Consider the following 26,777-nt stretch of genomic DNA (forward strand, 5'->3'; position numbering starts at 1 on the left):
TTTTGCGGTGACGGACTGTTGACCGCCTCATGAGGCTGACGGGGCGTTTCCCGTCCGCAGCTCACTGATTCAAGAATGAAACAAGGAAGAGGCGGGCCTCTTCCTTGTGGTTCAGGGTAACGCCAACCCCGTTGATGTACGCATCAGACAGGGTGGGAGAGTTACTCTTTCTCTTCGATATCCACGCCAGCCCGGTTCAGCAGGAACTGGGTCAGCAGGGGCACCGGACGACCGGTGGAGCCTTTATCCTTGCCACTCTTCCAGGCAGTCCCGGCGATATCCAGGTGGGCCCAGTTGTACTTTTTGGTGAAGCGTGACAGGAAGGCGGCCGCGGTGATGGTGCCGGCCGGACGACCACCGATGTTGGCCATGTCGGCGAACGGGCTGTCGATCTGCTCCTGATACTCGTCAAACAGCGGCAGACGCCATGCGCGATCGCCAGCCTGCTCGGAGGCGTTGAGCAGCTCGTGGGCCAGCGGGTTGTGGTTGGCCAGCAGACCCGAGGTGTGGTGACCCAGCGCGATGACGCAGGCACCGGTCAGGGTCGCCACGTCGATCACGGTTTCCGGATCGAAGCGGTCCACATAGGTCAGCGCATCACACAGCACCAGACGACCTTCCGCATCGGTGTTGAGCACTTCGATGGTCTGGCCTGACATGGAGGTGAGGATGTCACCCGGACGATAGGCGTTGCCACCCGGCATGTTCTCGCAGCCTGCCAGCACGCCGATGACGTTGATCGGCAGTTGCAGCTGGGCCAGCGCATGCATGGTACCGAGCACGGAGGCGGCGCCACCCATGTCGTACTTCATCTCGTCCATGCCATCGGCCGGTTTGATGGAGATGCCGCCGGAGTCAAAGGTCAGACCCTTGCCGACCAGCACGATGGGCTTGGCATCCGGATGACCCTTGTATTCGATGATGGCCATCATGGCTTCGTTGTCGGAGCCGCGGGCCACCGCCAGATAGGAGTTCATGCCGAGCTCGGCCATCTCCTGCTCGCCCACCACCTTGGTGGTGATGTTGTCGTAGGCATCGGCCAGACGACGGGCCTGGGAGGCCAGATAGGCCGGGTTGCAGACGTTGGGCGGCATGTTCGCCACGTCGCGGCAGACCCGCACACCCTTGGCCACGGCCAGACCGTGAGCGATGGCTTTTTCACCAATGGTCAGTTCCCGACGCGTCGGCACGTTGAATACCAGCTTGCGCAGCGGGCGACGTGGCTCGGCCTTGTTGGTCTTGAACTGATCGAAGCTGTAGAGGCCCGCCTTGGTGGTTTCTACCGCCTGGCGCACTTTCCAATAGGTATCCCGACCCTTGACGTGCAGCTCGGTGAGGAAGCAGACCGCTTCCATGGAGCCGGTTTCGTTCAGGGTGGTGATGGTCTTGTTGATGATCTGCTTGTACTGGCGTTCGTCGAGTTCCCGCTCCTTGCCGCATCCGACCAGCAGTACGCGCTCGCTGAGCACGCCCGGTACTTGATGCAGCAGCAGCATCTGGCCTGGTTTCCCTTCCAGGTCGCCACGGCGCAGCAGCGAACTGATATAGCCATCGCTGATCTTGTCCAGTTGTTCGGCAACCGGAGAGAGGCGACGCGGCTCAAATACGCCGACTACGACGCAGGCGCTCCGTTGCTTCTCTGGACTGCCACTCTTTACACTGAACTCCATGGAATCTCCTACATCCTAAAGACAAAAGGCACCTTTTATTGAATAATGCGGTGCTTGTTGGGGTATCAGAGGCGGAGCGAACAGCCACAGGCTCCGCAGTTCAAACTGGTAAAAATCCAATATACGGCCCTATTTTTCAGGCATTCGACTAAAAACACAAGTTTACTTGGGAATGACTGTGATCGTTTTCCGATATTTGTTCAGGGAAACCCTGAAAACCCAGCTGGCAGTGTTATTCGTATTGCTGCTTATCTTTGTCAGCCAACAATTTATCAAGATCATCGGTGATGCCGCCGATGGCGAGGTGCCGACACGTCTGGTCTCCACCCTGCTGCTGCTCAACTTGCCCAATATGGCGTTGTTGATGCTGCCTATCAGTCTCTTTTTAGCCATTTTGTTTGCCCATGGTCGCCTCTACGCCGAAAGCGAGATGACGGTGATGCATGCGGTCGGCTTCAGCCACCGTTTCGTGATGCGCAGCGCCATGTTGCTGGCCTTGCTGACGGCAGTGGTCGCGGCGTTCAACACCGGCTGGATCGCCCCGCAAGCCAAGGAGCGCGAGTATCAGGTGATCGACGAGTTCAAGGCGGACCCGGGTATCTCCTTCCTGCAGGCGGGCCGCTTTATGGAGCTCGACAAGGGGCGTCTGGTTGCCTATATCCAGGATTTGAACGACAACGGCTCAAAACTGCAAAAGATCTTCGTGCTGCAGCGGGCGGAGGGGAACAATCCTCCCTCGGTGGTGGTGGCGAGCGAAGGGGTGGTGACGGTCGACGAGAACGGTCTGCAGTGGCTGACCCTGATGGATGGCTCCCGCTACGAAGGGAACTTCTCCGGCAAGCAGTTCCAGATCTCCGATTTTCGCGAATATGGTCTGGTGATCCGTCAGCAAGAGATGGAGCGTTCCAACCGCAAGGCGGCGGCCAAGCCGACCATGGAACTGTTCGGTACCCAGGACAACGCCATGATGGCGGAATTGCAGTGGCGTATCTCGCTGCCCCTCTCCATTCCGGTGCTCACCCTGCTGGTGGTACCGCTGGCGCGGGTCAATCCCCGTCAGGGGCGCTACGCCAAGCTGTTGCCGGCCATCATGCTCTATCTCTCCTACTTCCTGCTGCTCAGCGCTGCCCGTTCGGCCATCGACAGCGGTCGGCTGCCCTACTGGCCGGGGATGTTCCTGGTGCCGCTCGGTTACCTGCTGTTTATCGGCCTGCCCCTCAATCTGCAGGGCACCAGCTGGTGGAACGGGGTGAAAGGGCGCTATTTCAACAGAAAATCAGCATGATGCTGCAACATAGGAACTTCTGCTGATGTTTGGCATTCTCGATAGATATATCGGTAGGGTCATTTTCATGTCGATCCTGCTGTGTGAAATCACGCTGGTTGGCCTTGCGGGGCTCATCAAGTATGTGGAGCAGCTCAAGTCGGTCGGTGACGGCAATTACGACATGATCAACGCCCTCTACTATGTGCTGCTCTCCATGCCCAAGGAGGCGGTGCTTTTCTTCCCGCTGGCCGCGCTGCTGGGTGGCCTGATTGGTCTGGGTCAGCTGGCGACCAGCTCCGAGCTGGTGGTGATGCAGGCGGCGGGTCGCTCCAAGATCAGTATCGTGATGGCGGCGCTCAAAACGGCGATCCCGCTGATGATCATGGTGGGGCTGATGGGGGAATATGTGGCCCCCATCGCCAAGCGGATGGCAGATGACATCAAGGCGGGCGCGCTGTCCGAAGGTCGTCTGACGGTTTCCGCCTACGGGGTGTGGGCTCGCGATGGCAACAACTTCGTCAATATCAACGGGGTGCGTAACGATGGCGCCCTCACCGGCATCACCCTCTATCGCTTCACCCCCGAGCGCAAGCTGATCGACGTGGTGCAGGCGCAGGAGGGTGTGTTCGAGCGCCACCACTGGCTGCTCAAGCAGACTCAGGTTACCCGCTTCGACGACCCGGCGCAGATCCGCAGCGAACAGCATGACAAGATGGAGTGGAGCTCGGAGTTGACGCCCAAGCAGCTGGGGGTGGTAAGTATCGACCCCGAGAACCTCTCGGTCTCCGGTCTGCTCGACTACATCGGCTATCTCGATGCCAACAAGCAGGATGCCGGTCGCTACAAGCTGGAGATGTGGCGCAAACTGCTGTCACCGCTCTCGGTGGTGGCGATGATCCTGCTGGCCTCCTCCTTCATCTTCGGCCCGCTACGCTCGGTGAGCATGGGGGCTCGGATGCTGATGGGGATCATGACCGGCTTTGCCGTCTATGTGAGTGATCGCGTGTTCGGCCCCATCAGTCTGGTCTATGCGGTACCGCCGATTCTGGCGGCTATCGCGCCCAGCTTGCTGTTTGGCGGCATCTCCTTCTACATCCTCAGCCGCAAGCAGTAATCCGCACGAGGTTATGAGGAAATGCAAAGAGGGCACCTGTTGGTGCCCTCTTTCGTTATTGCATTGATCCGGGATTACTTGTTCAACAATTCCAGATTTGCCTCTTTGCTCAGCAGGATCACTTCGCACTCGGCCCAGATATCCTGAAACGCCCGCGGACGCTGGCGGTTGAACAGGCACATCAGGTTGCCCAGACCAAAGGCGGCGGTGGCGAGACGGATCAGCGCCTGGGTAACGCGGATGTGGCTGCCATCCTCGTTCTGAATGCGCAGCCGCCAGGCGCGCATGCCGACGGTCTGGCCAGCGCGGGTCCAGAACCAGGTGTAGAAACCACAGATGACGAAGGCGAGCCACAGGGTGTAGATCAGACTCAGGTGGTGGCGGGTCAGCAACCAGACGGTATCTTCACCCGCCGGTACGCTGGCCATGCCGGTGACCAGCAGCAGCTTGGCGACACCCATGCCGATAAAGCCGGCGATGATCAGCAGCGAAGTCACCACCAGCGCATCATAGATCAGGGCGCCGAGGCGACGTAGCAGACCCGCTGACGGGTATGGCTGAGTGGCGGGAGAGGGGGATTTTTGTTGGACTTTTTTAGGCTTGGCCATCGTTTTTATTCCATTAAGATGATGGCGGCATTCTATGTAACTGGCCTCGCATCGGCAAGGCGTTGAATAAATGAACAAACGGGAGTGTTCAATCGAAAAACACCTTGCATGGCATCGCGCCATTCGTATAATTCCTCGCAGTTGCCCGGGTGGCGAAATCGGTAGACGCAGCGGATTCAAAATCCGCCGATGAATAATCGTGTCGGTTCGAGTCCGACCCCGGGCACCATTAGAATTCAATGACTTAAGGCCATCCAATCGGATGGCCTTAAGTTTTTATGGCCCCAAGTGGCGGCAAAATGGCGGCAGTGAAATCTGATGATCGGAAAAGGCGGCAGAGCGTTGGCTCTGCCGCCTTTTTGTTTTGGGCTTGGTTATTCCTCGACTTCCGGCAGGTCGTCGATCGCCACTTCGAGGTTGATGTTGTTGGTGTAGCCGCTGTTGCTCAGGCTGTGGCTGACTTTGGTCAGCACCCAGCTGGCCTCGTCGATCTGCGGTTTGAATCCCCTGACGGTGGTGGGTTGTTCCGGGTAGAGCTCTGGCCGACCGGTGGCGAGGGTGATCTCGAACTCGGCAACACCACGTTGCAGCCGTTCCCACTCGGCGCGGGCGGCGCGCATGGCGTTGGTCTGGTTGGCGTAGATGTGGCGCAGTACCTTGACGTTCTCGCTGTCGCCAATCAGCAGTTCGCGCCCCTCTTTGTCGACTGTGGTATCACTCGGCAGTGCCTGCTCCGGCTTTGGCTTCTTCTTGCGTTTGCGCTTGAGGGTCGAGCCTTCGGTGGTGGCCTTCTTCGGGTCGTGCCAGTTGGCTGATACGCCGGTGTAAGCGTCGCGGTCTGCGACGGCGAAGCGGTGCTGATCGCCGTCCTGGCGGGTGATGGTGACGGAGGGGAGCGGTTTGCCGCTGGCGGTGAGCCCCTTGCCCTGGCCGATAAAGAGCAGTCGCCCCGATTTGATGGTAGTGATGGCGCCGCATTGACCGGCCAAGCGGGTGAGGAAGGCGGGATCGCTTTCGTTCTGCTGGTCGATGTGGTCAATCTGCATGCCCTTGAAGCGTTCGGCGCAGGCGGGGATCAGGCTGTGGCGCTGGGCGATGGCATCGACAATGCTGCCGACGGTCTGCTGGTGATAGCTGGTCTGGCGCAGCTTGTTGAGGTTGCCGCGCAGATCGGCCGATTTGCCCCTGATGGAGAGCTTGTCCGGGGTGCCGGCGTGCTCCACCTCATCGATGGTGTATTCCCCCTTATCAACTAGTGGTTGGCCTTGCCAGCCGATCATGACGCGCATTCTGGCGCCACGGCGTGGCATAGCCAGCTTGCCGTCGCTGTCGTCGAGTTCGATGTCGATGGTGTCGGCTTCAAACCCGCGATTGTCGGTGATGTTGAGGCTCATCAGGCGGGGCCTGATGGTGGCGGATACGTCCGTGCCGTCGATCAGCAGCTGGTAAGCCGGGGCCGGATGATCGGCCCCGGTGATGCTGAATTGCCCCAGCTGGCTGGTCAGGGTGCTGGTGACAGCCGTCACCACGTTATCTGTCAGGCTCACAGCAGGCCCCCGATCTTGTTGCCGATGGTGCCGACGATGTTGCTGATGCCCAGCCGACTGGCGATGCCACCGATGGCTCGGCCCATCAGCTTGTTCATGAGTGATGATTCATCATCATCAACTCGTTTCAGGCTCAGGCTGAATTCGATTTTACGGGCGGCACCGTCCGAGAAGAACTCGGAGCGGGTGACGCTGGTGTTAACGATGACGAAATAGCCTCGCATCACGCCATCCCCCTGGATCAGGGGGAAGGCTTTTCCGGTATCTGCCATTTCATGGAGCAGGTCGAGGGTGACCGGCCCGCCTGTCAGTTCGGGGTAGAGTGTCGCCGACAGGGTGGTCGTCTCGTCGTCTGGTCCGGTGTACTGATAGGCCGGACGGGCGCCGACCCGAGGGTTGCCCGGGTGGCGCCAGGCGCGCTCGTCTTGTTGTGATTGAGGGGCCACGGTGGATCGCATAAATACGAACCAGCCCAATGTCATCATCATTGTGTGCCTCCTTAGTTGGTGTCGCGCAGGCTGGCGCGGGTGCGGGCAGATGCCTGCCGTTCGCGGCGGTCCAGCTCGCGGCTGATCTCTTGCGCGACATCGGTGGCAGACTGCCCCGGTTGTTGCACGATGCTAATGGGGGCACTGATGTGAGTAGATCCCCCCTTTGCCTGAGCCTGTGCCAGCTTGGGCGGCTGGTACATGGTCGGCCCGTAGCCACTGGCCCCGGCCATCGCGGGTGCCGTGGTGTGGTAGCCGCCTGCCAGCTGCGCAGATTGGTTGACCGTTGCCTTGAGCTCACTGCCCCCTTTCATCCAGTCAGGCAGGTAGCTGGTTAGCTCAGCCAGCTTGGCTTTCAGCTCTTGCCACTTTGCCGAGATGCCGCCGATCAGGCCGTCTATGATGGCCTGCCCCTTGGCGGCCGCCCCTGCCGGCAGGGTGTCGAAGAATGCCCAGATGGCCGACCAGTTTTGTGTCAGCAGGCCGAGCGGGGAGAATGCAAAGGCCGCCTTTAGAAACTCCCAGAATGCAGCCAGAGGTGGTTTGCATTGCTCCCATATGCCCACAAACCACTCTTTGACGCCGCTCCAGTTTTGGTAAAGCAAGAAAGCGCCAGCGGCGATGGCGGCTATGCCCATGATGATCCAGCCGAGCGGGGTGGTGAGCATGGCCACTCCGAGCTTAAGCACCCCCAACGTCAACCCATTGAGTAACCCGAGCAGGGGGCCGCCCATGGTTACCATCATGCCAAGCCCCATTTTGACAGCGGCGATTGGGCCGAGCATGCCCGCCAGCACCAGCAGCAGGCCGCCGCCCACGGCAGCGGTGACGGCAATGATGGCAGCTATACGGGTCAGGGTCGATGTGAGCTCTGGGTTGGCCCGCATCCAGTCTCCTGTGACCTGGATGATCTCGGTGACTCGCTGGATAATGCCGCGCATGGGGCCGTTCTCAGTCTCCATCATCTGGATTCCTACGTCGTCCCAGGCTGATGTTAGGTTGTCCAGATCTCCGATGGCGTTATCGGCCATTACCTTGGCAACTTTGCTTGACTCACCCTGTGCCTGTTTGAGAGTAGCGATCAGCTCCTGCAGCTTGCCTGTACCTGCTTGCTCGGTCAGTACTGTCAGGGCGGCAAATGCCTCCTCGCCTGCAATGGCCTTGAAATAGCCCGCGCGGGTGGTGTCTCCCATCTTGCTGGTTTTTTTATAGAGCTCGTCCAGAATTTCTGGCAGGGAGCGCAGGTTACCCGCCGCATCAGCGGTCTTGACGTTGAGGGCGGCCAGCGCATCGTGCGCGGCCTTGGGCGGGGACGCCAACCTGCCTAGAATGGCGCGCATGGCAGTACCGCCCATGCTTCCTTGAATACCCGCATCCCCCAGCTTGCCAGCCATGGCTGAAGCGGTTTCAAGGTCTACCCCGAGCCCCGCCGCTACCGGCCCCACGTATTTCATGGTTTCACCCAGCATCTGCAAGTCGACGTTTGCGCGGGTGAAGGTGCCGACCATCACATCCCCCAAGCGGTTCATCTGGTTGGCCGGCAGCTTGAAGCCGGTCAGGATGTTGGATCCGATATCTGCGGCAGCAGCAATCTCTACGCCGCCCGCCTTGGCGATATCGAGTATTCCTGGCATGGCATCTAGGATTGCCTTGGGGGCAAAGCCTGCCATGGCTAGAAAGCCCTGCCCCTGTGCTGCCTCACCAGCTGTGAATGCGGTATTGGCGCCGAGCTCCCTAGCCTGGGCCCGCAGGGCTGCCAGTTCGCCACTTCCTTTGTCTAGCCTGGTCAGTGCCTGCACTTTTGACATATCGACATCAAATCCCATTGCCTTGCTGGCGACATTGGTTCCCTTGTAGATGGCGGCTGCCCCGGTGGCCATCCCCGCAGCACCATAGCCCGCCAAGGTGCCGCGCATCGACATGGTTTTGTCGTAGTTGGCTTTGACCTTGGCGAGGCGCTGTTGCTGGGCTGCGACTTGTGTCAGCTTGCTGCGCTGTTGTTCCAGCTGGGCGGTGGTGGCGGCCAGATCGGTTTTAAGCTGTCGTTGGTGCTGGCTCAGTTGCTTGGTGTTGATGCCCGCCTGCAGCATGGCTGCTTTCATGGCGCCATGACGGCTGACCATTTCCTGCTCTTTGCTGGTCAGGTCGCGGACGGCGGCTTTTGCCCGTTCCAGATCACGGGTCATGGCTTTGGTCGGGTTGGCGGTGGCGCTGAGTTCGCGGGCCATGCGCTGGGCGGTTTGCTGGGCGCTGGCCAGTTCTGCCCTGGTTGCGCCGATCTGTTTGCCGAGGGTGCGATAGCCGTCAATCTGGCCGCTCTGTTTTTCCAGATCGCGGACTTTGGCTTTGGCGTCTGCGAGGTCTTTGGCGGTAATGCGGCTTTGTCCGGTGACGGCCTTGAGGGGGGCGGTGAGTTTATCCACCGCCCCGAGCAGGATTTGTAACTTGAGGGTGCTCATGATTCGTCTGCCCCGTTGATGTGGTTGTATCGCTCAACAAGGCGTTGGTGCCAGCCCATCAGCTCGTCGAGCTCCATGGCCGCCATTTCAGACGGCGGCCAGTGGGCGATGATGGCCAAGTCGGCCATCAGGTCGTCTATGCAGTGAGGTAAGCCTCCTGCTGCGAACCCATCAAAAAACCGACCACCACTACCCCGGCTTTGAGCAGATCAGCCGGGTCCATGTCGTTCACCTCTTTTTCGGTCAGGTCGGTGATGCGGGGCAGCAGTTTGATGAGGGTGTCTACGTTCATCTGCACGATGTCCATGGTGTTGAGGCCGCGCAGGTGGCCTGCCTTTTTTGGGCTGCGGACAATCAGGCTGTTGAGGGTGGTTTCGCCGCGCTGGATGGGGGTATCGAGGGTGATTTCTTTCTGTTCCATGGTGTTTTTCCTGTTCGCTATGTAGTAACGGGCGGCCATGCCGCCCGGATGTGGTTGGGTGGATTAGAGGCCGATGGCCTTGCGGTGTGCTTCCATGCGGTCGACGCCATCGGGGCCGATTTCGATCATGTTGACCAGATCGATTTCGTGGATGACTTGGCCGTTGATGGTCAGCTTGTAGTAGGTGTTGACCATGCTGACCTTGGCCTGGCTGTTGTCGCCGACTTTGGCGGTGCCCCAGTCGATCTCTTTCATGCGGCCGCGGGTGACGATTTCGACCGGCTGTACTTCGGCAATGTCGTCACGCTGGATGGAGCCCGCAAAGCGGAGCATGACGCCGTCGATTTTGCTGCTGCCCATCTTGCCGACGATCTCGGCGTTGTAGCCGCCCATGGTGAACTCGGTGTCGAGTGCGCTGTCATCGAGCCCCATGTCGATATTGACGGCGCCCGGCATGCCGCCGCCGCGATAGGATTCGAACTTGCGCGACAGTTTGGCAAAGGTGAAATCTTCCGCTTCACCAATCCAGTTGGTGCCGTCGATGAAGATGTTGAGCTGTTTGACCTTTCTTGGCAGTGCCATTGTTGATGCTCCTTATGCTGCGGCCACGCGGGCGGCGAAGTCGACCAGATAGCGGTCGGTGATGCGCTGCTGGAACATGAGGTTTTCAAGCGGCGGCACGGGGGTGTAGTCGTAGTCGATGTAGAGCTTGCCCGCCTTGAGGGTGTCTTTGTCGTTGACCTCTTCGTTGTACCAGCAGTCGAACCCGATGAGGTAACCGAGGGTGACCAGCTCGCGGCCCTTGGCCTTGATGCCTTCGATGATGTCTTTGACCAGGGTGGGGGTCATCGGCTTGTCTACCGCCCACATGTGAGCCTCGGCGATGGTGTCGGCGAGGATCTGGGCGGTGCGGGTGTAGTTCTCGAACTGGAACAGTGGATCATCCGAGCAGGTGCGGGAGCCCCAGAAACGGAACCCTTCGGACTGGATCAGGCAGGTGATGTCTTTTTCGTTGAGCAGGCCCGCGTCGGTGTCCGGGTCTTGCAGACTCCAGAACACTTGCTTGGTCAGCCCTTGCACACCAGTGACAGCGACGTTGGAGAGGGTTTTATGCCAGCCAACCTCTTTGTCAATCTTGGCGCGCATGGCCATGGCTTTGGCGGTGGCCCAGACCGGCGCCTCTGCGTTGGTAGCGGTATCCCACTTTTTAAAGTCGCCGTGGATCAGCATGACTTCGCGCTGGCCGAAGTTCTGGCGGTAGGCCAGCGCCTCGGTCGGGGTGTTGCAGCCGTGGGTTGAGACGTAGGTGAAGGCGCGCAGCTTGACCGCCACGGCGGCCAGTTCAGTGGCGACCGGCAGGGTGTCGAGCCCCGGAGCGCCGATGATGCGCGGGGTGATGCCGACGGCAGAGCTGGCCCGTTGCAGGGCCTTGAGGCCGGTATAGCTGCCATCCGGCTTGGCGGTGCCGATGACGTTGGAGGTGGTCTCTTCGTCGGTGGCGCCTTTGGGGACGCGCACAACGATGGTGATGGTGTTGACGGTGTCGGCGATCGCTTGCAGCGCTTTAGCCAGGGTGCCCTGGGTTCCTGCTTTGCCAACGGCTTTTTGCACGTCGGTAATGATGACCGGGGTGTTGAGCGGGAAGGTGGCGGCGTCGGCATCTTCCGCATGGCCAAGCAGGCCGATCACGGCGGTGGCGATGGTGCGGATGGTGCGGGTGCCTTCGTTGACTTCGACGACGCGCACGCCGTGGTGGTAACTGTCGAGTGCCATGGTGGCGGTTCTCCTGTGTCCGGACGGAGGTGATCAATATGAGCACGGTCAGGATGCAGGGGCGGCGCAGGTTGGGCGAGTTGGCGCGGGTGTGTGGGGCCGCTACACACCCGCAGACGGTGGCAGGCAGAAAGAAAACACCCCGCACAGGGCGGGGTGGTTGGTTTGGTCAGATGACCTTTTCCGGTTCTGTGGGCCATTGCGGCGACTCAGGCCAGCCGGTTTGTTCCGGCACCAGCGTCAGCTCGTAGCGGTAGCGCTGCCAGTCGGCCAGCAGCTGGGTGTGCTCTGGCTTGGCGTAGCCGCCATCGACGGCTGGTTTTAGCGTTGAGATTTGTTGATTTGCATCTGATATCCTCATGGATTGCTCACGAATCGCTTTTTCTTCTGCTGAAGGCTGACTCTGTGCAACCAATGTGGGATATCCGCTCTTATCTGGGACAATTTGAAAGCCATCCACTTGAGAATCAAGGAGGCGCTGATATTCGTCATACTGTATTTCAACCGCATCGGCGACAGACGCATCAAAAATAAATCCAAGGAGTGATTTTGAATAAAATACTTTTCTCATACTTTATCTCCCGACTGCAATATAAGAACCTGTGCCAGTGGTAACCGTTCCAGTCATATTATTGTGAGCTTGAAAGCTTGCCAACGCATTCCCACCACCTGCGTTCAATAGTGCGTTGATGCAACCACTTGTGCCGGCAATAGGTATGGTGACAAATAATGAATTAGGAAAGACCGTTGGATATGTAATCACAGCGCTGGCGCCTGGCGCAATTGGTGGAATGCTCCCCCACTGGATAATCAAACCACCAAGCCATGATGGAAGTGCAATAAATCCATTTCCGCTGGCAATAAAGTTAAAGCCAAGCTTCAATTTCTTTGGGGTCACCGCGACGTCGTCCGCTGTTCCTGCTGTTGTTTGTGATGCCGTGGCGACCTTAATCAACCCCAATACGCTTTCAGTGGCCTGCTTTACCCATGCCTTTAATTTTTTAGGAGTAATTGCAGTGGCATCATCATCCCCTGTGTCTGTCTGCTCCTGAGTCGCAATTCGGATCATCCCCTCATCATCTGTTGTTGCATTCGGATGATTAGACCCTGCAGCATGCAGTTGGAGCAGATGAGCCAGCTGATATGTGAGCGATGCCGTCGCATATTTTTGCGAACTACCATCTTCTAGTGAAGTTGCAACTGGGTAGTTATTCACTGCCCCCAGTCCAACATTAGCCGCGGAAGGTGGTGATAGCGTCGTGAATGAACGATGTACTATCGCTGTCACAGCGCCAGCTGGAAAATCTGTAGTCGGAGGTGAAAGAACTACACTGCAGTTATTTTCACTCAAGATCTGCATCGCTGCTGGGTATGGATAAGAATAAACCTGTATCCACAACTCAACTCGCACTCCCGTATCTCGAACCAAAAATGAGACGGCTGAAGAGTGTTCTCCGGGCCCCATATGTATGACATGTATGTGACGCAAAAGCGTCGATGGGTCACCACTGTATCCCCTTGTGGAGAATGAAATCAGATAGCTTGGGATCAAGGTCCCAGCATAATCACTACCTCCTGAAACGAGAGCGCAAAGCCCAGTGCAAGAATCCGCTGGGTCTCTTTTCATATCACATAACTTGGTGAATGAAGCGCCTTTTCCGTAATGTGACTCGATGATCCGGCGTGGCTGAGCTAGCGCCTTAAATAACGATGGGGTGATGGCGAAAGGTTCTTCTGAGCCAGATATCGCGTCTTCTGCTGTTGCCAGCCTCATAAGACCAGCCAATGCTGTGGTTGCGTATGGATGGTCTCTGCTCTCCCTATGTTTTTTCATTACATCATCAACATATTTGCGGGTTGCCAGCACTACGGCTGGATCAATCTTGAGCTCGACTGAGCTGGTATCGCTGACGATCAGCACCATTCGGATGATTTGGGTGCGGCCCGCTCCACTTGTGAGTAGCGGCTTGTAGGTATCCGGCACATTGGCGATGGCGATCAGGGTGTTGCTGTCATCGTACAGGCCGACGCAGCGGATCCACCATCCGCCCACGTCTTCCGGGATGATCTGCTCTGCAACCAGTTGGGATGCGGCGAGCGGGTCGGCGAACAGGGTGTTGATGGCGGCGCGGCGTTTTTCGCCCGGGATGGCTGTCATTGCCGGATCGGGGGCGACCGGTTGGCCGTTGCCATCGCCCACCGCCATCTGGGTGAGCTTGAGCGGCACCCCCAGCGCGATGGCGTTGGCGAGCTTGGCCGCTCCGGCATTGGTCAGGATGGCTCCAAAGTTGCTCATGCTGTCCTCGTGTTGTTGGTAAGTGGGTTGATGGTGATGGTGTCGATGGTGTGGGTGATACCGCTGTGCCAGCTATGACCAGAGACCACGATGGGGCCCGGCTGGTATGGGTAAATGGTCAGTTCCTCCCCCAGATAGCAGGCGGCGCCCAGATAGGCTTTGCCTCTGGTTTCCAGACTGATGGCGAGGCCCGTCAGGTGTCTGGTCAGTCCCTTGGCGTCGTCAATGAGCCGTTCCAGTTCGGCGTACATTTCGGCGGTGATGCCGGTGTCGAGCACGCCGACATCTAGCTTGAAGGTGCCCGGCTCGGCGTTCGGGGTTTCTTGGTACCAGTGCAGCACCCGGATCAGGTAGCCGAGGGGTTCGACGGCGCGGCGGATGGCGCCGACGGTGCCCTTGTGCCGGTGAACAAACGGGGCGTTGGCAATGACCTTGCGTTTGGTGGCTTCCGGCCAGTTTTCATCCCAGCGATCGACCGAGCGCTCGGCGGCCAGACTGGGCAGGCGCCAGACCGGGCAGGTGTGCGGGTTCCAGAGGGTGCGCAGCACATCGACAGGCAGATCGCAGGCTTTGGCGTTGACGGTGGCCAGCTTGCGCTCGGTCGGCGTGGCAGAGGGTGGCAGCAGGTCGGTCATGGTGCGACCTCTACGGTGTAGCCGGTGCAGTAGGCTGCCTGGGTGTCGGTCGGGATGATGTCGGCCCAGCCGATCAGCTCAACCCAGACGACGCCCGGCACATGCAGCACGGCATCAATGCCTGAGCGCGCGATGCGCACGCCGATCCGTTTGCGCGGGTTGACCCATGCGGCCAAGGCGTCACGGGCGGCGGTCAGTGCCAGTTCTGCCTCGGCACCGGTGAGATCCATGTGCAGTTTGGCTGTGATGGTGTAGGTCAGAATGCCCGCACTCTGCACGGTGAGTCGGTCGGCAACCGGCAGGCGGTCTTCGTCACTGCATTCGGCGGTGGCTTTGGCGATCAGTTCCTGGCTGGCGGTGCCGTTGCCCTCGCTGCTGATGATGGTGACCACGGCGACGGCCGGACTGGGGCTGATGGCTTTGGCGTCGATGATGCGACCATCTGCCGAGCGGGCCCAAAATTCGTAGGCGCCGCGCGGGCCTGCGGTGCTCATGGCATCCCACGCCATCAGAGAACGTTCGCGCAGTGCTTCGTCACTTTCCATGATGGTGGGGATCGGCGGGGTGGCGGTGTCGTCCCCCTGTTGCACGACCAGCCTTGCGACATCCCAGTTTGCTACCAGTCCATCGAGATCACTGCCTTTTGACCATGCCACCATATTGGCCACGGCGGCGTTGTTGATGCGGCCGCGCAGGATCAGCTCACGGTAGGCGTTCTCTTGCAGGTGTTTGGTGATGGGTTCCGATTCGAGCGCCAGCGTGGCGGTGATAGCTGCCTGCTGGTCTGCCGGATAGAGGGCGATCAGCGCCGCTTTACGCTCGGCAAGGATGGCCTCGTAGTCGAGCAATTCTACGGCATCCGGGGCGGGCAGTTTTGACAGGTCTATGATGTTCATGAGGTTGCTCCGGTCGGTAGCTGGACGGTGCCGGATTCGAGCAGGCCGTTGTCGGCGCGGCGCCATGTGAGGGTGACGGCGCAGCCGCCGCCCAGTTCAGGAGCGCCAATCTCGACCTTGGTGATGCTGATGCGCGGCTCCCAGAGGGTGAGCGCGTGAACGGTGGCGGCCATCAGGCGCAGGCGGGTTGCGCCGTGCTGTGGCTGGTCGATAAGGCTGAATATCTCGCTGCCGTAGTCTCGGCGCATGATGCGGGTGCCGATGGGGGTGGTGAGAATATCCCGCACCGATTGCAGGATGTGGGCGGTCTCGCTGATGGCGCGGCCATTGGCTGCGTTCATGCCCTGCCAGTTCATACGGGGCCCCCGCTGGTGCCGCCGCCCGGCATGGTCTCTTTGTGCTTGTGGGTGGTGACCTCGACGCCGCCAATGTTGGCATTTGGAGCGGTAATCTTGCCGCCTGCGCTGATGGTAGTGCCGACCTTGAGCGCCTTGGTGCACTCGACTAGCGGAGTGATCAGCTTGACCGCCACGCTGGCGGTGATGGCGGCGGTTTTGATGCCTGATGCGGTGAGTTCACCGGTGGTCGGGTTGTATTTGATGACCGCACCATCCGGGTATTCGACGCCATCGAGATCGTCGTTGTCATCGTCGGCCAGCGGCTCTGGGTGTTCGTCCTGGTAGATGCCCGCCAAGACAAAGGCGTTGCGCAGGTCACCGCCAAGGCTTAACAGGATCACCTGCTCGCCGACGCTCGGGCGCATGCGGCGGCGGGTTTTACCTGCGCGCAGCACCAGATAGGGCCGCCAGTTGGTGTGGTTGCCCTTGGTTTTGACGCGGCATTCACCGGATCGCACTTCTGTCACGGTGCCGATGCGGATCAGGTCGTCGATTTTGCTGAGTAGCTCGATGATGTTCATGTGGGGGAGTGTGTAGCGGCGTCGTTTGCGCTGACCAGCGGCGGCGGGTGTGTGGCGGCGCTACACACCCGCGCTAGGTGGTGAGGTGTTTAAGCAGGGCGTCTTCAACGCGGTCGATGTCGGCGTCGGTGATGCCGATCAGTTGGCGCTCTGGGTATTGCACCTCTTTGCCGTTGATTTTGTCGCGCAGGCCGAAGTGATGGACGGTGGCGAGCCGGTTGGCGCTGCCTTTGAACTCAACGGCGGCCTCGGTAGCGGTGGCGGCAGCCTTGAACCATGCAGGCTTGACCAGTTTGGCGAACATCTTGCGGCGGGTGCCACCCCGCCGATCGCGCAGCCTTGGCTGTGGTTTGCGCGGGGTCATGGCGGTGCCATCCGGCTGTTTGTTGGCGCGGATCCGTTCTGCCTGGGTGGCCCTCATGGTGCGGGCCAGTTCGGCGGCCAGCTTGCGGCGCTCGGTGGCGCTGAGTCGCTGCAGCAGGGCGGCGGCTTGGTCGCCTAGTTGCTGGAGGGCGTCGGCGGCCATGGTTAGTGCTCCCCGTTGATAAAGAGTTCCCAGGTGATGCCGTCATAGGGGTCTTCTGGCGGTTCTGGTACGTGCTGCCAGCCGATCCCCTCTTCGGTCTGCGTGACGATGACCCGCTCGGTGAGGGGGATGGTGATCAGCAGGTCGTAGAGATCACCGGCCAGCAGTTCAGACTCGACCTTGATGGCGTTCTCCCGCTTGTCCGGGTTGGTGAACAGCTCCGGCTGGTGTTGGCGCAGCCATGCCAGCAGCGGCACGACCAACTGATCCGGGTGACCCGCAAAGTCGATGACGCCGATGGATAGCGGGTATTGCCACTCGAACGAGAGTGACTGGGCGCCGGTGGCAACGATGCGGCCATCGCCCACGGAGAGGATCAGGCTCTCGGGGTTTTGCGCCAGTTGCGGCGAGCAGCGGGCAAGCACGTCACGGATTGCGGCTGGTTTGAGCATGGAGCCTCCGGTTGCACTGGATCACGTCATCGACCTTTGCCGCGCAGGTTGCCCAGGCGGCCTCTGTGGTGGTCAGCAGGTCGAGCAGATCGCCGTTATTGACCGGATCCGCTGGCGGCAGCTGGCAGGGGGCCGGAGCGGGACAGGTGAGCCTGATAATCTGCGGCGCCGGTGAGGGCGGGGCGCTGGAGCAGGCCGACAGCAGCAGCAGGCAGAGGGCGATCAGCCCAAGACTTAAGTTCAGCATTTTCACGTTTGAGCCTCGCGATGGTTTGTTCACGGGTGGCGGCGGTGGTGGCCAGCTGGTCGAGCTGGCCCTGCAACTGCTGGGCGGCGGTGGCCTGCGCTGCCAGCTCGATGGTGAGGGTGTTGATGGTGCTGTCTTTGGCGCTCTCCCGCCGTGCGGCCTCTTTGGCCTTGTCGTCGGCGGCCTTGAGGTCGCTTTGCAGGGTGGTGACCTGCCCCTCTGCCTTGGCGGCAGAGCGGGCCGACCAGCCCCAGCCCCCCAGGGTGACGGCCAAGGCCAGCAGCAGCCAGGTGAGGGGTGAGCGCAGGAGATTAAGCCACATCAGCCACCTCCTGCACCGGATAGACCTTGGCAAAGTGGTCGTATGCCTCGGCCAGCTTGGTGTCGTAGCGGTTTTCTTTGTAGGCGGGGCCGTTGTAGCGGCGGGCCACGTCTGCCCACTTGCCCACCTTGAGCGCCTTGTGCAACTGCGGGTCCAGTTCGATAAAGCCGACCACGGCGCGCAGGTGATCGCGCTCGCTTTGCAGCATTGCCGTCATCCAGCCGCTTGCCGATGCATAGTCCAGCGCCTGCCAGTGGTAGCCCATCACCTGGAACATTCCCCAGCTTGCCGACTCGATGGCGGCGGCGCGGTGCAGGGTCATGGCGGTTTGCAGGCGGGCCCATTCAGCCGGGCCGCCCTGATAGCCGCCGCGCTTGGGGTTGCAGAGGGCCGGATAGAGGCCCGCGAGGCGGTTGGCCTCGGCTTCGCCTTGCTGCTTGGCGATCTGCTTGAAGAACACATGGCGCTCGAACAGCAGGCGCGGGCGCTGGCAGTCGTCGAACCCTTCGCCAGCGGCTTCGACCTGGGCGAAGGCGGCGAGCTTGGCCAGTTCGACACCGAGGCGATCGGCTGCTTGCTGCAGATCGGTGATGGTGAGCTGGTTACCGATGGCGGCACCGCGCAAGGCGGCCATGGTGCGCGGCCCTGCCTGCCCGATGGCGACGATGAGGTGGTCGCGCTGGAAGGCGAGCACGGCTTGCTCGGTGGCGTCACCGAACCAGCCATCGGCGGCTACTTGGTAGCCTGCCCTGGTGAGCAGTTGTTGCAGTTCGGCCACCGGTGCGCCAATGGCGCCTTTTTTGAGGGTCATGGTTGATACCTCCGGTAGATGTCAGTGGCAGGCTTGGGGCGCTGGTGTCGGCGCGGCAGCAGGTGATAGACAGAGCCACGGGTTTTGAGCACGGCGCACAGCAGAAAGAGGGCAAGTCCGAAAGAGGCCGGATCCGGCGCAGTGATGCTGCCGAATAAAAACCGCAGCGGAATGGAGCCTGACAGCACGCACAGGCCCCAAGCCAGCCAAGCAGGCAGGGCGCGATACTCACCCCCTTTGCGGTCAAACAGCATGACTCGCAGGAAGATTGCGGTGCAGATTAGGGCGTACAGGGCGGTGTAGATAAACACGCCGGTTGGACTGGTAGGGATCATGGTTACCCCCTCCTGTTGAGCAAGATGTTCAAGAGCGTGCCGAACTCTGTGCGCATGATGATTTGCAGCATGCGGACCATCAGCGCGGACGAAAGCAATGACCCTACTGCTTTGCTGACTGGCACCCCCATTGGTAGGGCCATAACCAGCAGCTGACAAACGAGGTCAGCCAGTAGCAGGCCACCGATAAAAGACGCCACGAACAGGGCGATTTTTCGCCATCTGCTGTGTTCTTCTGTGGCAGAAACAAACAGGACTGCCCCAGTCAGTGCGCCTAGCACCATGGATGGGTCAACTCCCGGCAAGGTGAACAGCAGGGCCAGACCGGTGAGGGCGCTGGTTGCTGCACTGGATGAGATGGGTTCGGGCATCGTGCTCTCCTGGTGCTGTTGTTATCGTCTGCCGCCAAATTGGCGGGCGGTCTTGAATTCGTGGGTGGTCTGGCAGTCGGCGCAGCGCTCGCAGCCCCGGATCGCTTCTCTGCGCTCTTGCGGGATCGGGTCGTCGCAGTCGATGCAGTAGTGGGGTCCGGTGCCCGCGATGCGGGCGGCGTGGATGCGGGCCGCGAGTTGCTGCTCGCTGATCTCTGCCAGTCGTTCAAGTTCGTCGTCGAGGCGGCTCATGTCAGTGCTCTCATGGGTTAATCCCATAGCTGGATCAGTGGCGCGGCGGCTTGAGTCGGGGTATCCGGCAGGGTGATGAGAGTGCCCATCGGCAGGATGGGCCCCTTGTCTGCCAGCCCCGGATTGAGGGTCAGCACCTGTTCGGTGATGCCCGCGGTGTAGCCGTAGTGCCGGTTGATGATGAGGTCGAGGGTTTCCCCCTGTTGGGCGCGCAGTTGCATCAGATCAGCTCAACCGTGGTGTGGGTTTCGCCAAGGATGTCGCGGATGGCGAAACGGGCGTCGCGGTAGAGGTCGTTTGCGGTCTGGTCGCGGGCGTCGGTGTCTTTGACGGCTTCTGCGGTGGCCGAGCTGTCGAGGTAACGCTCGTAGAGGTTGGCGCGGGCCATGCTGTAGACGGCGCGGCGATACCAGTGAACCAGCACGGATTCAGCGTTGACGGTCTGGGATGGCACATCGGCCAGCTGCTCGTAGCCTTCGTCCTGGCGGTTGATGGCCCAGCCGCTCAGATCGCTGTTGACGGCTGCGACGGCGTCAATCACGGCATGGCGCAGCCGTTCGGTGGTGATGGTGCCGTCGGTGCGCATGATGGCGCGCAGGGTGTTGAGGTTGATGACCGGCCAGAACTTGGCGCTGGATACTTCGCCTTCGTCTTTGTTGGTCGGATTGGTGGGGATGAATCCTGATGTCATGGATGCTCCTTCCCCCGTTTGTTGGGCGGTGGTCGGGCCGTCTGGTATGCCGCTGGCATTCGTCAGGCCCGAGCCGCCCAGGGCGCGGGGTACGCTCGGTTAGCTGGTCTCGCCGTCGGCGGGGCCTTGCTGTTCGGTGGTTGGCTCTTGCTCCGGGCTGGCCTCGGCGATAGCCGGTGCCGTAACAGAGGCTGCGCTAACGTCGCTGGCGACTGGCAGTTCTGCGGTTTTCTGCTTCTTAATCTCCCGTTCCAGCACTTCCAGATCCTTTTTGAGGCCGACCTTGTCGTGCAGTTCGAGGGCGCGGCGGTAGTGCTCGGCTGCCGGCTCTTTGAACCCTTCGGCCAGTGCGGCACGGCCCACGGCCTTGTGCAGCTTGGCGTGTACCTGGTCGAACATGTCCGAGCCTTTCAGCAGCTCGATGTAGGCCGAGAGCAGGCCATAGCTTGGGCCGGTGCCCGCCTCTTGCAGCTTGATGGCGGTGTCGGCCACTTCTTCGGCAATGAGGGTGGGGGCGGTGCGGTCGTATTGATCCGGGGTGTTGAGGCCATGGCGGATCACGTAGTCGGCCATGTTGAAGGCCCCTTCCAGATCGCCGGTGTCGAGGTGCCAGAGCATGATGGTCACCAGTACGTCATCCTGACCGCCGCGATCGGCAGCCAGCAGGCCGTCAATCCACGGTTTGTAGGTAGCCAGCATGGTGCGCTTGGCGTCGATCTTGCGCTCGATGCTCTGAATGCCCTTGAGGGTGCGGCGGTGCTCTGCCAGCTGCATCAGCTGGAGTTCGTAGGCGTTGGCGGCGGTGCGGTCCTGTTCAGGAGAGGCCGCCCCTTGCAGGGCGGCCAGCATGCGTTCGCGGTGAGCGCGGGCGGGTGATGTCATGTCATTCCCCTTACGCGGCCGGTTTCGGTGCGACGACGATGTTTTCAACCAGCGCCGCGCAGTCGTAATCCTCAACCACGTAGGCATCGTTGGAGCTTTCGTAGTTGACGATGCGGTTGCGCTTCGGCTCTTCTTCGATGTGGCGGCGGCGGGCGCCTTCCTGCCAGTAGATGGAGAGGTTTTCCAGCTTGGTGACCAGCAGGGCATCTTCCGGGAAGAAGGGGACGCGCACGGCCTTGAGACCACCGATCTGCTTCTGGCTGACCAGCACTTGGGCGGCCAGTTTGTTCTGGTTGTCGCCCGCGTCGTTGATGATGGGGAAATACTTGTCAGACAGCAGTTTGCGACCACAGATGACCACCAGATCGGTGTCGTCCTGATACCACGGCTTGATCATTTCGCTGACGACGTCGAACACCACGGCATCGATGTTCTTGTAGTCGCCATTGGTCGGGTCGATGTAGATCTTGCCGCTGCCCTGCTTGACCTCTTTCATGACCTGGGCCGGTGCATCCTTGCGGATATGCTCCAGCCAGCCGATGTTGACATCTTGCAGCAGCGGGTTGGCGTTGCGGTCGGTGTCTTTGGCTGCACTGGTGCCGTGCCAGCCGATCATGATGCGGTCAAGACCCTGACGGGTGATGATGGCGTCGCGGATGCGGGTCTGGAAGTCGGTGAACTTGGCCCATGCGTCCAGTTTGGCATAGCCGATCATGGTGTCGTAGTTGGTCTGGGCGCACTCATAACTGTGGTCATAGAGGGCGCTCGGATCGTTGGGCTGGCGGTCTTTGGTGCTGGTGTCGGTGCGACCGGCGATGGTGCTGCTGATACCCACGCCCACCTTTTCGCCTTTCATGTCGTTGACCGGGATGACGTTAATCATCTGCAGGAATTCGACCGACTCCTGCATTTTGGTTTCCAGCGTCTGCTGGACGCTCGGCTGCACGTTGAATTGCACCATGGCGCTGGTGATGGCGTTGAGCTTGGCCAGCTGACCGGTGTACTCGTTGAACTTCACGCGGGTTTCGTTACGCATTGATGATGCTCCTTAGCAATCGGTGGATACGGTGGTGGTGCCATCGCCACCGGTGGCGGGATCGCGCTTGTGGCTGAAATCTTCCTGGCGTTCCAGCGAGGCTTTCAGGGCGGCCAGCTCTTTTTCTGTGCCTTCCAGCTTGCTGGTCAGTTCGGTGATGGTGGCGTCCTGCTTGTTGAACTGCTTTTGCAGGTCGGCGCTGATGGTGGTGACTTCTTTGGCCACGGCTTCGACGGCTTGGTGCACGTCGCTGAACTGCTCGGCGGTGGCCTTTTCGCCCGGGGCCAGCAGCTCTTTGATGCGGCTGAACAGGCTGGGGCCTTTGTCGCCCTTGTCGCTGTCGTCTTCGAATTCGATGACGGTTTCCAGCGCTTCGGTGAACAGGCATTCCTTGTGCTGCTTGCGATCGCCCAGCGGGTTGACCTTCGCTTTGCTGCAGAACTGGAGCATTTCGGTGCCGAGGCTGGCCGGGCTGTCGGTGACGGCCAGACCCATGAGGTAGGCGCCTTTGTCGTTCATGTTCGGGTGGATTTCGACGGAGGTATAAACCTTCTGGCGCTTCTTGTTCAGTTCGACCAGTTCGGGGGTCGGGTCGATTTGCACGAACAGGGCCAGACGCTTTTCACCTTCGAGATCGACCTCTTCGGCCTTGGCTGCGGTGATGTCGCCGTACATCTTGAACTGACCGTTGGGGTCATAGCCCCGGATGTGTTCCATATTGACCCGCGCGCCATAGGTGGACTGGTTGTAGCGCGCGGCCATCTGTTCAATCCATTCGCGGGTGATGGTGCGCCCGTCGGTCGTGCCCCCTTCGACGGCGACGCGGAAAAATTTGGACTTAGGCATGAGCTGGGATCCCTTTGGTAATTGGGTTTCTGGTCGGGCTCATGGTCTGTCTGGTGCGCTAGATCCTTCAATCGGTTGCGGGTGTGTGGCGCGCCTACACACCCGCGCAGCCATCCTTTCGGCATTGACGGGCGGTAGGCTGTCGCCATGACTACAGCACCCTTACTTTTCCCCCATATCGAACCCAGACGGCAGGCCATGCACCTGTTCTTTCAGGGCTACTCGCTCCGCGCCATTGCTGAATTGCTGCAGACGCCGGAGGGGACAGTGTCGACCTGGAAGAAGCGCGACGGCTGGGATGACATCAAACCGATTGACCGGGTCGATTTCGCGCTGGAGGCGCGGTTGTGCCAGCTGATCGCCAAGGAGATGAAAACCGGCGGCGATTTCAAGGAGATTGACTTGCTGGGTCGCCAGCTGGAGCGGGTCGCCCGGGTCAACAGGTATAGCAACGGCGGCAATGAGGCCGATCTCAACCCGAAGGTGGCGAACCGCAACAAGGGGCCGAAGAAGGCGCCCGAGCGCAATGTGGTGGAGCCCGAGCAGCAAGAGCGGCTGATCGAGCGGTTCGAGTCGACGATGTTCGATTACCAGCGAGTCTGGTATGAGGCAGGGCAGCAGTACCGGATCCGCAATCTGCTTAAGTCGCGCCAGATCGGGGCGACCTACTTTTTTGCCTTCGAGGCGTTTATCGACGCGCTGGTAACTGGCCGCAATCAAATTTTTATGTCTGCCAGCAAGGCGCAGGCCCATGTGTTCAAGCAGTACATCATCCAGTTTGCCAAGGAGGAGGGGGTCGAGCTGAAAGGTGACCCCATGGTGCTGCCGAACGGGGCGCACCTTTACTTTCTCGGCACCAACGCTCGCACGGCGCAGAGTTACCACGGCAACACCTACATGGATGAGTATTTTTGGATCCATGGCTTTATCGATTTCCGCAAGGTGGCGTCAGGCATGGCAATGCACAAGAAGTGGCGCCAGACCTACATTTCCACCCCTTCCAGCTTGTCACACCCCGCTTATTCGTATTGGTCTGGTGCCCACTACAACCGTGGCAAGGCGAAGGCCGACCGGGTCGAGATTGACCTGAGCCACGGCAATCTGGCCAGCGGCAAGCTGTGCGCAGATCGCCAGTGGCGGCAGATCGTCACGGTTGAGGATGCGGTGCGCGGCGGTTGTGACCTGTTCGACCTTGATGAGCTGCGCGGCGAGTATTCCGATGATGAGTACCGCAATCTGCTGATGTGCGAGTTTATGGATGACACGGCCAGCGTATTCCCGTTGGCGATGCTCATGCGCTGTATGGTCGATAGCTGGGAGGTGTGGGATGACTACAAACCCTTTGCGATGCGGCCAATGGGTAACCGGCCGGTGTGGATCGGTTATGACCCGGCGAAGGGCGGACAGGGGGACAGCGCAGGCTGTGCCGTGCTGGCGCCGCCTGCGGTGCCCGGTGGCAAGTTTCGGGTGCTGGAGCGCCACCAGTGGAAAGGGATGGATTTTGCGGCGCAGGCCGAGGCCATCCGCCAGATGACGATTCGCTATAACGTGGCCTATATCGGCATCGACACGACGGGGATCGGTGAGGGGGTCTATCAGAATGTGAAGGTGTTCTATCCGGCGGTGACTGCCATCCAGTACAACCCGAGCGTGAAGATCCGCATGGTCATGAAGGCGCTCGACGTGATGAACAATGGGCGGCTTGAGTTTGATAGCGGGTGGAATGATTTGGCGGCCGCGTTTATGAGCATTCGCCGTGGGGTAACCGCCGGCAAGATGCCGACCTTTGAGTCGAGCCGTTCCGAAGAGGTCAGCCACGGCGATATTGCTTGGGCGACGATGCAAGCCCTGTTACATGAGCCGCTGGCAGGCGCCAACGGTACCAATACCATCATGATGGAGTTTTACTGATGAAAAAGCGCCGTAATCCGCGCAAGACCCCGCCGGTGACGGCGACCCAAGCGCCCGCCGCTGATGCGATCGAGGCGTTTTCCTTTGGCGAGCCGGTGCCGGTGCTGAGTCAGCGGGAGGTGTTCGATTACCTGGAGGCGATGCACAACGGCCGCTGGTATGAGCCGCCACTGAGTTTGCAGGGGCTGGCGCGGGTTTATCGTGCCGGGGTGCATCATGCCTCGGCCATTCAGGTGAAGCGCAACATCTTGCGCTCTTGCTTTGTGCCCCATCCCAAACTGAGCCTGACGGCGTTCACCGGGCTGGTGAATGACTATCTGATCTTCGGTAATTGCTACCCCCACGCGGTGCAGAACCGGCTGGGCGGGGTGCTGCGCTATGACCATCTGCGTGCCAAGTATGTGCGGCGCGGGCTGGATCTTGATGCCTATTGGTGGATTGCGCAGCCCGGGAAGGAGCAGCAGATGCCGATCGGTTCGGTGGGCCATGTGATGGAGAGCGATATCAACCAGGAGATTTATGGCATCCCCGATTATGTGGGCGGCCTGAACTCGACACTGCTGAACGAGTCGGCCACGCTGTTCCGGCGTAAATATTACGAAAACGGCAGCCATGCCGGGTTCATCATGCATATCACTGATGCGGTGCAGAACGAGGACGACATCAAGAAGCTGAAAGAGGCGCTGCGCCAGAGCAAGGGCCCCGGCAACTTCCGCAACCTGTTGCTCTACACCCCGAACGGCAGCAAGGACGGGGTGAAGTTGATCCCGGTGGCCGAGGTGGCGGCCAAGGACGATTTTCTCTCCATCAAGAATGTGAGCCGCGACGACCAGCTGGCGACCCATCGGGTACCGCCCCAGCTGATGGGGGTGATGCCGAACAACACCGGCGGTTTCGGTGATGTGACCAAGGCCGCCCAGGTGTTCGATGTGAACGAGGTGGACAGCCTCAAGGCCAGCCTGCTGCAGATCAACGACTGGGCAGGGGAGGAGGTTATCCGGTTCAACCCCTACAAGCTTGCCGTCGGTGAGACGGCCAGCCATAGTGACCGGCTGATCTGACTTTGCCAGCCCGATGCGGCTGATGTAGTATCCCCATCTAACATACCCGCCATGCCTCTCAACGATGCACAAATTGGCGGGTTTTTTATGCCCGCGTCATAGCTCCTGTGCGGCCCGTTGTTGAGGCGGCGGCGCTGGGCGTCCGCTAACCCTCGCGGATCCTCACGCGCGCACCCTGAGCGGCTGGCGCAGCCTGCCGACCCCCGCCAGCACCCAGCGCGCGCAATCGGAACCCCGCCCCGCCTGCCCGCTTTATGTGTCGATTTCCATGCAGGTGAATGACTGGTGGCGGCTATCTGCTCCCCGCGCCAGCACTGGCCGCGCGCAGCTTTTCAGATCTTTTCTGCGATCATTCAAAATCCGTCAGATCCTTTCACTTTTACGATCCCCGGATTCTGGGAGCGCAAAGCACTGCTTTAACCAGTTGTGTCCGGTCACGTTTGCCGTTTCGTGACCGGACACATTTCGCGTTTTGGCTCTTATAGCGCGATCGTCTTGTCGCCCAGGGTGTGCCAGCACTCTCGCTGCCCCTTGAAGGCGCCGCCGCATCCGGTCGTCAGTTGGCATTCGCAGTGCGGGCAAGTCTGCTTTTTCAGCTCGGCCTCCTGCTCCAGCCAGCGTTCCCAGTCTCGCCGGATCAGGGTGCTGATGTACTCGTCTGCGCTGTATGGGTCACCGGCGCCAGCCCTGGCGATGCGCAGGTGGTCCAGCTGCTGGCGCTCCCGTTCTGAGAGTGCCACCTCTACCCGCTTGATACCGAGAGCCGCCCGTCTGGCCCGCTGGGCCTGCTTGCGCTTGGTGGCGTCACTCATATCTTGCCCCTTCGGCATTCCCCAATTGCCACACCGCCCTTACCACAATGGCATCCTGCTTGGCCCATGCTCGCCAACTAGAGATAGCGGTCTCCTTCGCTGGGGCGAGGTGAGACTGACCGGGATGTT

33 protein-coding genes and 1 tRNA gene are annotated in these 26,777 nt (G+C 60.3%); 5 read left to right on the forward strand and 29 right to left on the reverse strand.

The features are described 5' to 3' along the window. Positions 1-161: 161 nt before the first annotated feature. A complete protein-coding gene (gene pepA / locus ACTG2T_RS10835) occupies positions 162-1,670 on the reverse strand; it encodes a leucyl aminopeptidase (protein WP_005336423.1) in 1,509 nt (502 codons plus the stop codon). Positions 1,671-1,842: 172 nt separating this feature from the next. On the opposite strand from pepA, the gene lptF reads away from it, so the two are divergent. Both lptF and lptG read left to right on the forward strand, forming a co-directional pair. Next, complete coding sequence (gene lptF / locus ACTG2T_RS10840) at positions 1,843-2,955, forward strand: LPS export ABC transporter permease LptF (protein ID WP_162515121.1); 1,113 nt, start codon at positions 1,843-1,845, stop codon at positions 2,953-2,955. Positions 2,956-2,980: 25 nt separating this feature from the next. Next, the gene (gene lptG, locus ACTG2T_RS10845; RefSeq protein WP_005355217.1) at positions 2,981-4,051 is read left to right on the forward strand and encodes an LPS export ABC transporter permease LptG; all 1,071 of its coding nucleotides are present in this window, start codon (positions 2,981-2,983) and stop codon (positions 4,049-4,051) included. A 74-nt stretch (positions 4,052-4,125) separates the two neighbouring features. Here the strand turns inward: lptG and ACTG2T_RS10850 are convergent, their stop codons facing one another. Continuing rightward, entirely contained in the window at positions 4,126-4,659 is a 534-nt protein-coding gene (locus tag ACTG2T_RS10850) for an RDD family protein (RefSeq protein ID WP_330124735.1), read from the reverse strand. 143 nt (positions 4,660-4,802) lie between these two features. Between ACTG2T_RS10850 and ACTG2T_RS10855 the strand changes: the two genes are divergently transcribed. Beyond that, positions 4,803-4,888: transfer RNA gene (locus ACTG2T_RS10855), tRNA-Leu, on the forward strand. Between the two features lie 145 nt (positions 4,889-5,033). On the opposite strand, the gene ACTG2T_RS10860 is transcribed toward ACTG2T_RS10855, so the two are convergent. The 26 genes from ACTG2T_RS10860 to ACTG2T_RS10985 all read right to left on the reverse strand — a co-directional run bounded on the left by ACTG2T_RS10860 (position 5,034) and on the right by ACTG2T_RS10985 (position 22,864). Then, positions 5,034-6,206, reverse strand: coding sequence for a phage late control D family protein (locus tag ACTG2T_RS10860; RefSeq protein ID WP_330124734.1), 1,173 nt, complete (start codon positions 6,204-6,206; stop codon positions 5,034-5,036). Continuing rightward, complete coding sequence (locus tag ACTG2T_RS10865) at positions 6,203-6,694, reverse strand: phage tail protein (protein WP_330124733.1); 492 nt, start codon at positions 6,692-6,694, stop codon at positions 6,203-6,205. Before ACTG2T_RS10865 ends, ACTG2T_RS10860 begins: the two co-directional genes overlap by 4 nt. Before the next feature lie 11 nt (positions 6,695-6,705). After that, positions 6,706-9,153 (reverse strand): phage tail tape measure protein, encoded by a 2,448-nt coding sequence (locus ACTG2T_RS10870; protein ID WP_330124732.1) that lies wholly within the window; start codon positions 9,151-9,153, stop codon positions 6,706-6,708. Continuing rightward, positions 9,150-9,281, reverse strand: a complete 132-nt coding sequence (locus ACTG2T_RS10875; RefSeq protein WP_108572652.1) for a GpE family phage tail protein — start codon at positions 9,279-9,281, stop codon at positions 9,150-9,152. The genes ACTG2T_RS10870 and ACTG2T_RS10875 overlap by 4 nt, the downstream gene beginning before the upstream one ends. 8 nt (positions 9,282-9,289) lie before the next feature. Beyond that, positions 9,290-9,574 carry a phage tail assembly protein gene (locus ACTG2T_RS10880; RefSeq protein ID WP_279454111.1) on the reverse strand — a complete coding sequence of 95 codons (285 nt, stop codon included), beginning with the start codon at positions 9,572-9,574 and terminating at the stop codon, positions 9,290-9,292. 63 nt (positions 9,575-9,637) lie between these two features. Continuing rightward, positions 9,638-10,156 (reverse strand): phage major tail tube protein, encoded by a 519-nt coding sequence (locus ACTG2T_RS10885; RefSeq protein ID WP_167573843.1) that lies wholly within the window; start codon positions 10,154-10,156, stop codon positions 9,638-9,640. 12 nt (positions 10,157-10,168) lie between these two features. Beyond that, positions 10,169-11,347 carry a phage tail sheath protein gene (locus ACTG2T_RS10890; RefSeq protein ID WP_330124731.1) on the reverse strand — a complete coding sequence of 393 codons (1,179 nt, stop codon included), beginning with the start codon at positions 11,345-11,347 and terminating at the stop codon, positions 10,169-10,171. A 169-nt stretch (positions 11,348-11,516) separates the two neighbouring features. Then, positions 11,517-11,918 carry a tail fiber assembly protein gene (locus ACTG2T_RS10895; protein ID WP_330124730.1) on the reverse strand — a complete coding sequence of 134 codons (402 nt, stop codon included), beginning with the start codon at positions 11,916-11,918 and terminating at the stop codon, positions 11,517-11,519. Between the two features lie 3 nt (positions 11,919-11,921). Beyond that, on the reverse strand, positions 11,922-13,643 hold the full coding sequence (locus ACTG2T_RS10900; protein ID WP_330124729.1) for a phage tail protein: 1,722 nt from the start codon (positions 13,641-13,643) through the stop codon (positions 11,922-11,924). Further along, positions 13,640-14,278, reverse strand: a complete 639-nt coding sequence (locus ACTG2T_RS10905; protein WP_199427936.1) for a phage tail protein I — start codon at positions 14,276-14,278, stop codon at positions 13,640-13,642. Before ACTG2T_RS10905 ends, ACTG2T_RS10900 begins: the two co-directional genes overlap by 4 nt. Continuing rightward, on the reverse strand, positions 14,275-15,174 hold the full coding sequence (locus ACTG2T_RS10910; protein WP_330124728.1) for a baseplate J/gp47 family protein: 900 nt from the start codon (positions 15,172-15,174) through the stop codon (positions 14,275-14,277). Before ACTG2T_RS10910 ends, ACTG2T_RS10905 begins: the two co-directional genes overlap by 4 nt. Then, complete coding sequence (locus tag ACTG2T_RS10915) at positions 15,171-15,530, reverse strand: GPW/gp25 family protein (protein WP_330124727.1); 360 nt, start codon at positions 15,528-15,530, stop codon at positions 15,171-15,173. The genes ACTG2T_RS10910 and ACTG2T_RS10915 overlap by 4 nt, the downstream gene beginning before the upstream one ends. Continuing rightward, the gene (locus tag ACTG2T_RS10920; RefSeq protein WP_330124726.1) at positions 15,527-16,093 is read right to left on the reverse strand and encodes a phage baseplate assembly protein V; all 567 of its coding nucleotides are present in this window, start codon (positions 16,091-16,093) and stop codon (positions 15,527-15,529) included. Before ACTG2T_RS10920 ends, ACTG2T_RS10915 begins: the two co-directional genes overlap by 4 nt. 73 nt (positions 16,094-16,166) lie before the next feature. Beyond that, a complete protein-coding gene (locus tag ACTG2T_RS10925) occupies positions 16,167-16,619 on the reverse strand; it encodes a phage virion morphogenesis protein (RefSeq protein ID WP_330124725.1) in 453 nt (150 codons plus the stop codon). Between the two features lie 2 nt (positions 16,620-16,621). Continuing rightward, positions 16,622-17,071, reverse strand: coding sequence for a phage tail protein (locus tag ACTG2T_RS10930; RefSeq protein ID WP_330124724.1), 450 nt, complete (start codon positions 17,069-17,071; stop codon positions 16,622-16,624). Continuing rightward, complete coding sequence (lysC, locus tag ACTG2T_RS10935; protein ID WP_439973824.1) at positions 17,046-17,282, reverse strand: Rz1-like lysis system protein LysC; 237 nt, start codon at positions 17,280-17,282, stop codon at positions 17,046-17,048. The genes ACTG2T_RS10930 and lysC overlap by 26 nt, the downstream gene beginning before the upstream one ends. Further along, positions 17,167-17,640: an Rz-like lysis system protein LysB gene (gene lysB, locus ACTG2T_RS10940; protein ID WP_330124723.1), complete on the reverse strand. Its 474-nt coding sequence runs from the start codon at positions 17,638-17,640 to the stop codon at positions 17,167-17,169. Before lysB ends, lysC begins: the two co-directional genes overlap by 116 nt. Continuing rightward, positions 17,630-18,451: an N-acetylmuramidase family protein gene (locus tag ACTG2T_RS10945; RefSeq protein WP_330124722.1), complete on the reverse strand. Its 822-nt coding sequence runs from the start codon at positions 18,449-18,451 to the stop codon at positions 17,630-17,632. Before ACTG2T_RS10945 ends, lysB begins: the two co-directional genes overlap by 11 nt. After that, positions 18,448-18,786, reverse strand: a complete 339-nt coding sequence (locus ACTG2T_RS10950) for a phage holin family protein (protein ID WP_330124721.1) — start codon at positions 18,784-18,786, stop codon at positions 18,448-18,450. The genes ACTG2T_RS10945 and ACTG2T_RS10950 overlap by 4 nt, the downstream gene beginning before the upstream one ends. 2 nt (positions 18,787-18,788) lie before the next feature. After that, entirely contained in the window at positions 18,789-19,157 is a 369-nt protein-coding gene (locus ACTG2T_RS10955; protein ID WP_108572605.1) for a putative holin, read from the reverse strand. A 21-nt stretch (positions 19,158-19,178) separates the two neighbouring features. Next, positions 19,179-19,409 (reverse strand): TraR/DksA C4-type zinc finger protein, encoded by a 231-nt coding sequence (locus ACTG2T_RS10960; RefSeq protein WP_330124763.1) that lies wholly within the window; start codon positions 19,407-19,409, stop codon positions 19,179-19,181. A gap of 17 nt (positions 19,410-19,426) precedes the next feature. After that, complete coding sequence (locus tag ACTG2T_RS10965) at positions 19,427-19,630, reverse strand: tail protein X (RefSeq protein ID WP_201907647.1); 204 nt, start codon at positions 19,628-19,630, stop codon at positions 19,427-19,429. Next, positions 19,630-20,100, reverse strand: a complete 471-nt coding sequence (locus ACTG2T_RS10970) for a head completion/stabilization protein (RefSeq protein ID WP_330124720.1) — start codon at positions 20,098-20,100, stop codon at positions 19,630-19,632. The genes ACTG2T_RS10965 and ACTG2T_RS10970 overlap by 1 nt, the downstream gene beginning before the upstream one ends. A gap of 99 nt (positions 20,101-20,199) precedes the next feature. Continuing rightward, the gene (gene gpM / locus ACTG2T_RS10975) at positions 20,200-20,982 is read right to left on the reverse strand and encodes a phage terminase small subunit (protein WP_330124719.1); all 783 of its coding nucleotides are present in this window, start codon (positions 20,980-20,982) and stop codon (positions 20,200-20,202) included. A 10-nt stretch (positions 20,983-20,992) separates the two neighbouring features. Then, positions 20,993-22,018, reverse strand: a complete 1,026-nt coding sequence (locus ACTG2T_RS10980) for a phage major capsid protein, P2 family (RefSeq protein WP_330124718.1) — start codon at positions 22,016-22,018, stop codon at positions 20,993-20,995. Between the two features lie 12 nt (positions 22,019-22,030). Beyond that, positions 22,031-22,864 (reverse strand): GPO family capsid scaffolding protein, encoded by an 834-nt coding sequence (locus ACTG2T_RS10985; protein WP_330124717.1) that lies wholly within the window; start codon positions 22,862-22,864, stop codon positions 22,031-22,033. 147 nt (positions 22,865-23,011) lie between these two features. Between ACTG2T_RS10985 and ACTG2T_RS10990 the strand changes: the two genes are divergently transcribed. Beyond that, complete coding sequence (locus ACTG2T_RS10990) at positions 23,012-24,775, forward strand: terminase ATPase subunit family protein (RefSeq protein WP_330124716.1); 1,764 nt, start codon at positions 23,012-23,014, stop codon at positions 24,773-24,775. Beyond that, entirely contained in the window at positions 24,775-25,836 is a 1,062-nt protein-coding gene (locus ACTG2T_RS10995) for a phage portal protein (RefSeq protein WP_330124715.1), read from the forward strand. Before ACTG2T_RS10990 ends, ACTG2T_RS10995 begins: the two co-directional genes overlap by 1 nt. A 479-nt stretch (positions 25,837-26,315) precedes the next feature. Here ACTG2T_RS10995 and ACTG2T_RS11000 read toward each other — a convergent pair whose 3' ends face one another. Next, positions 26,316-26,648, reverse strand: a complete 333-nt coding sequence (locus ACTG2T_RS11000) for a hypothetical protein (protein ID WP_330124714.1) — start codon at positions 26,646-26,648, stop codon at positions 26,316-26,318. Positions 26,649-26,777 lie beyond the last annotated feature (129 nt).

This window comes from Aeromonas sp. 75A (genome assembly GCF_051919425.1).
GTDB classification, from domain to species: Bacteria; Pseudomonadota; Gammaproteobacteria; order Enterobacterales; family Aeromonadaceae; genus Aeromonas; species Aeromonas veronii.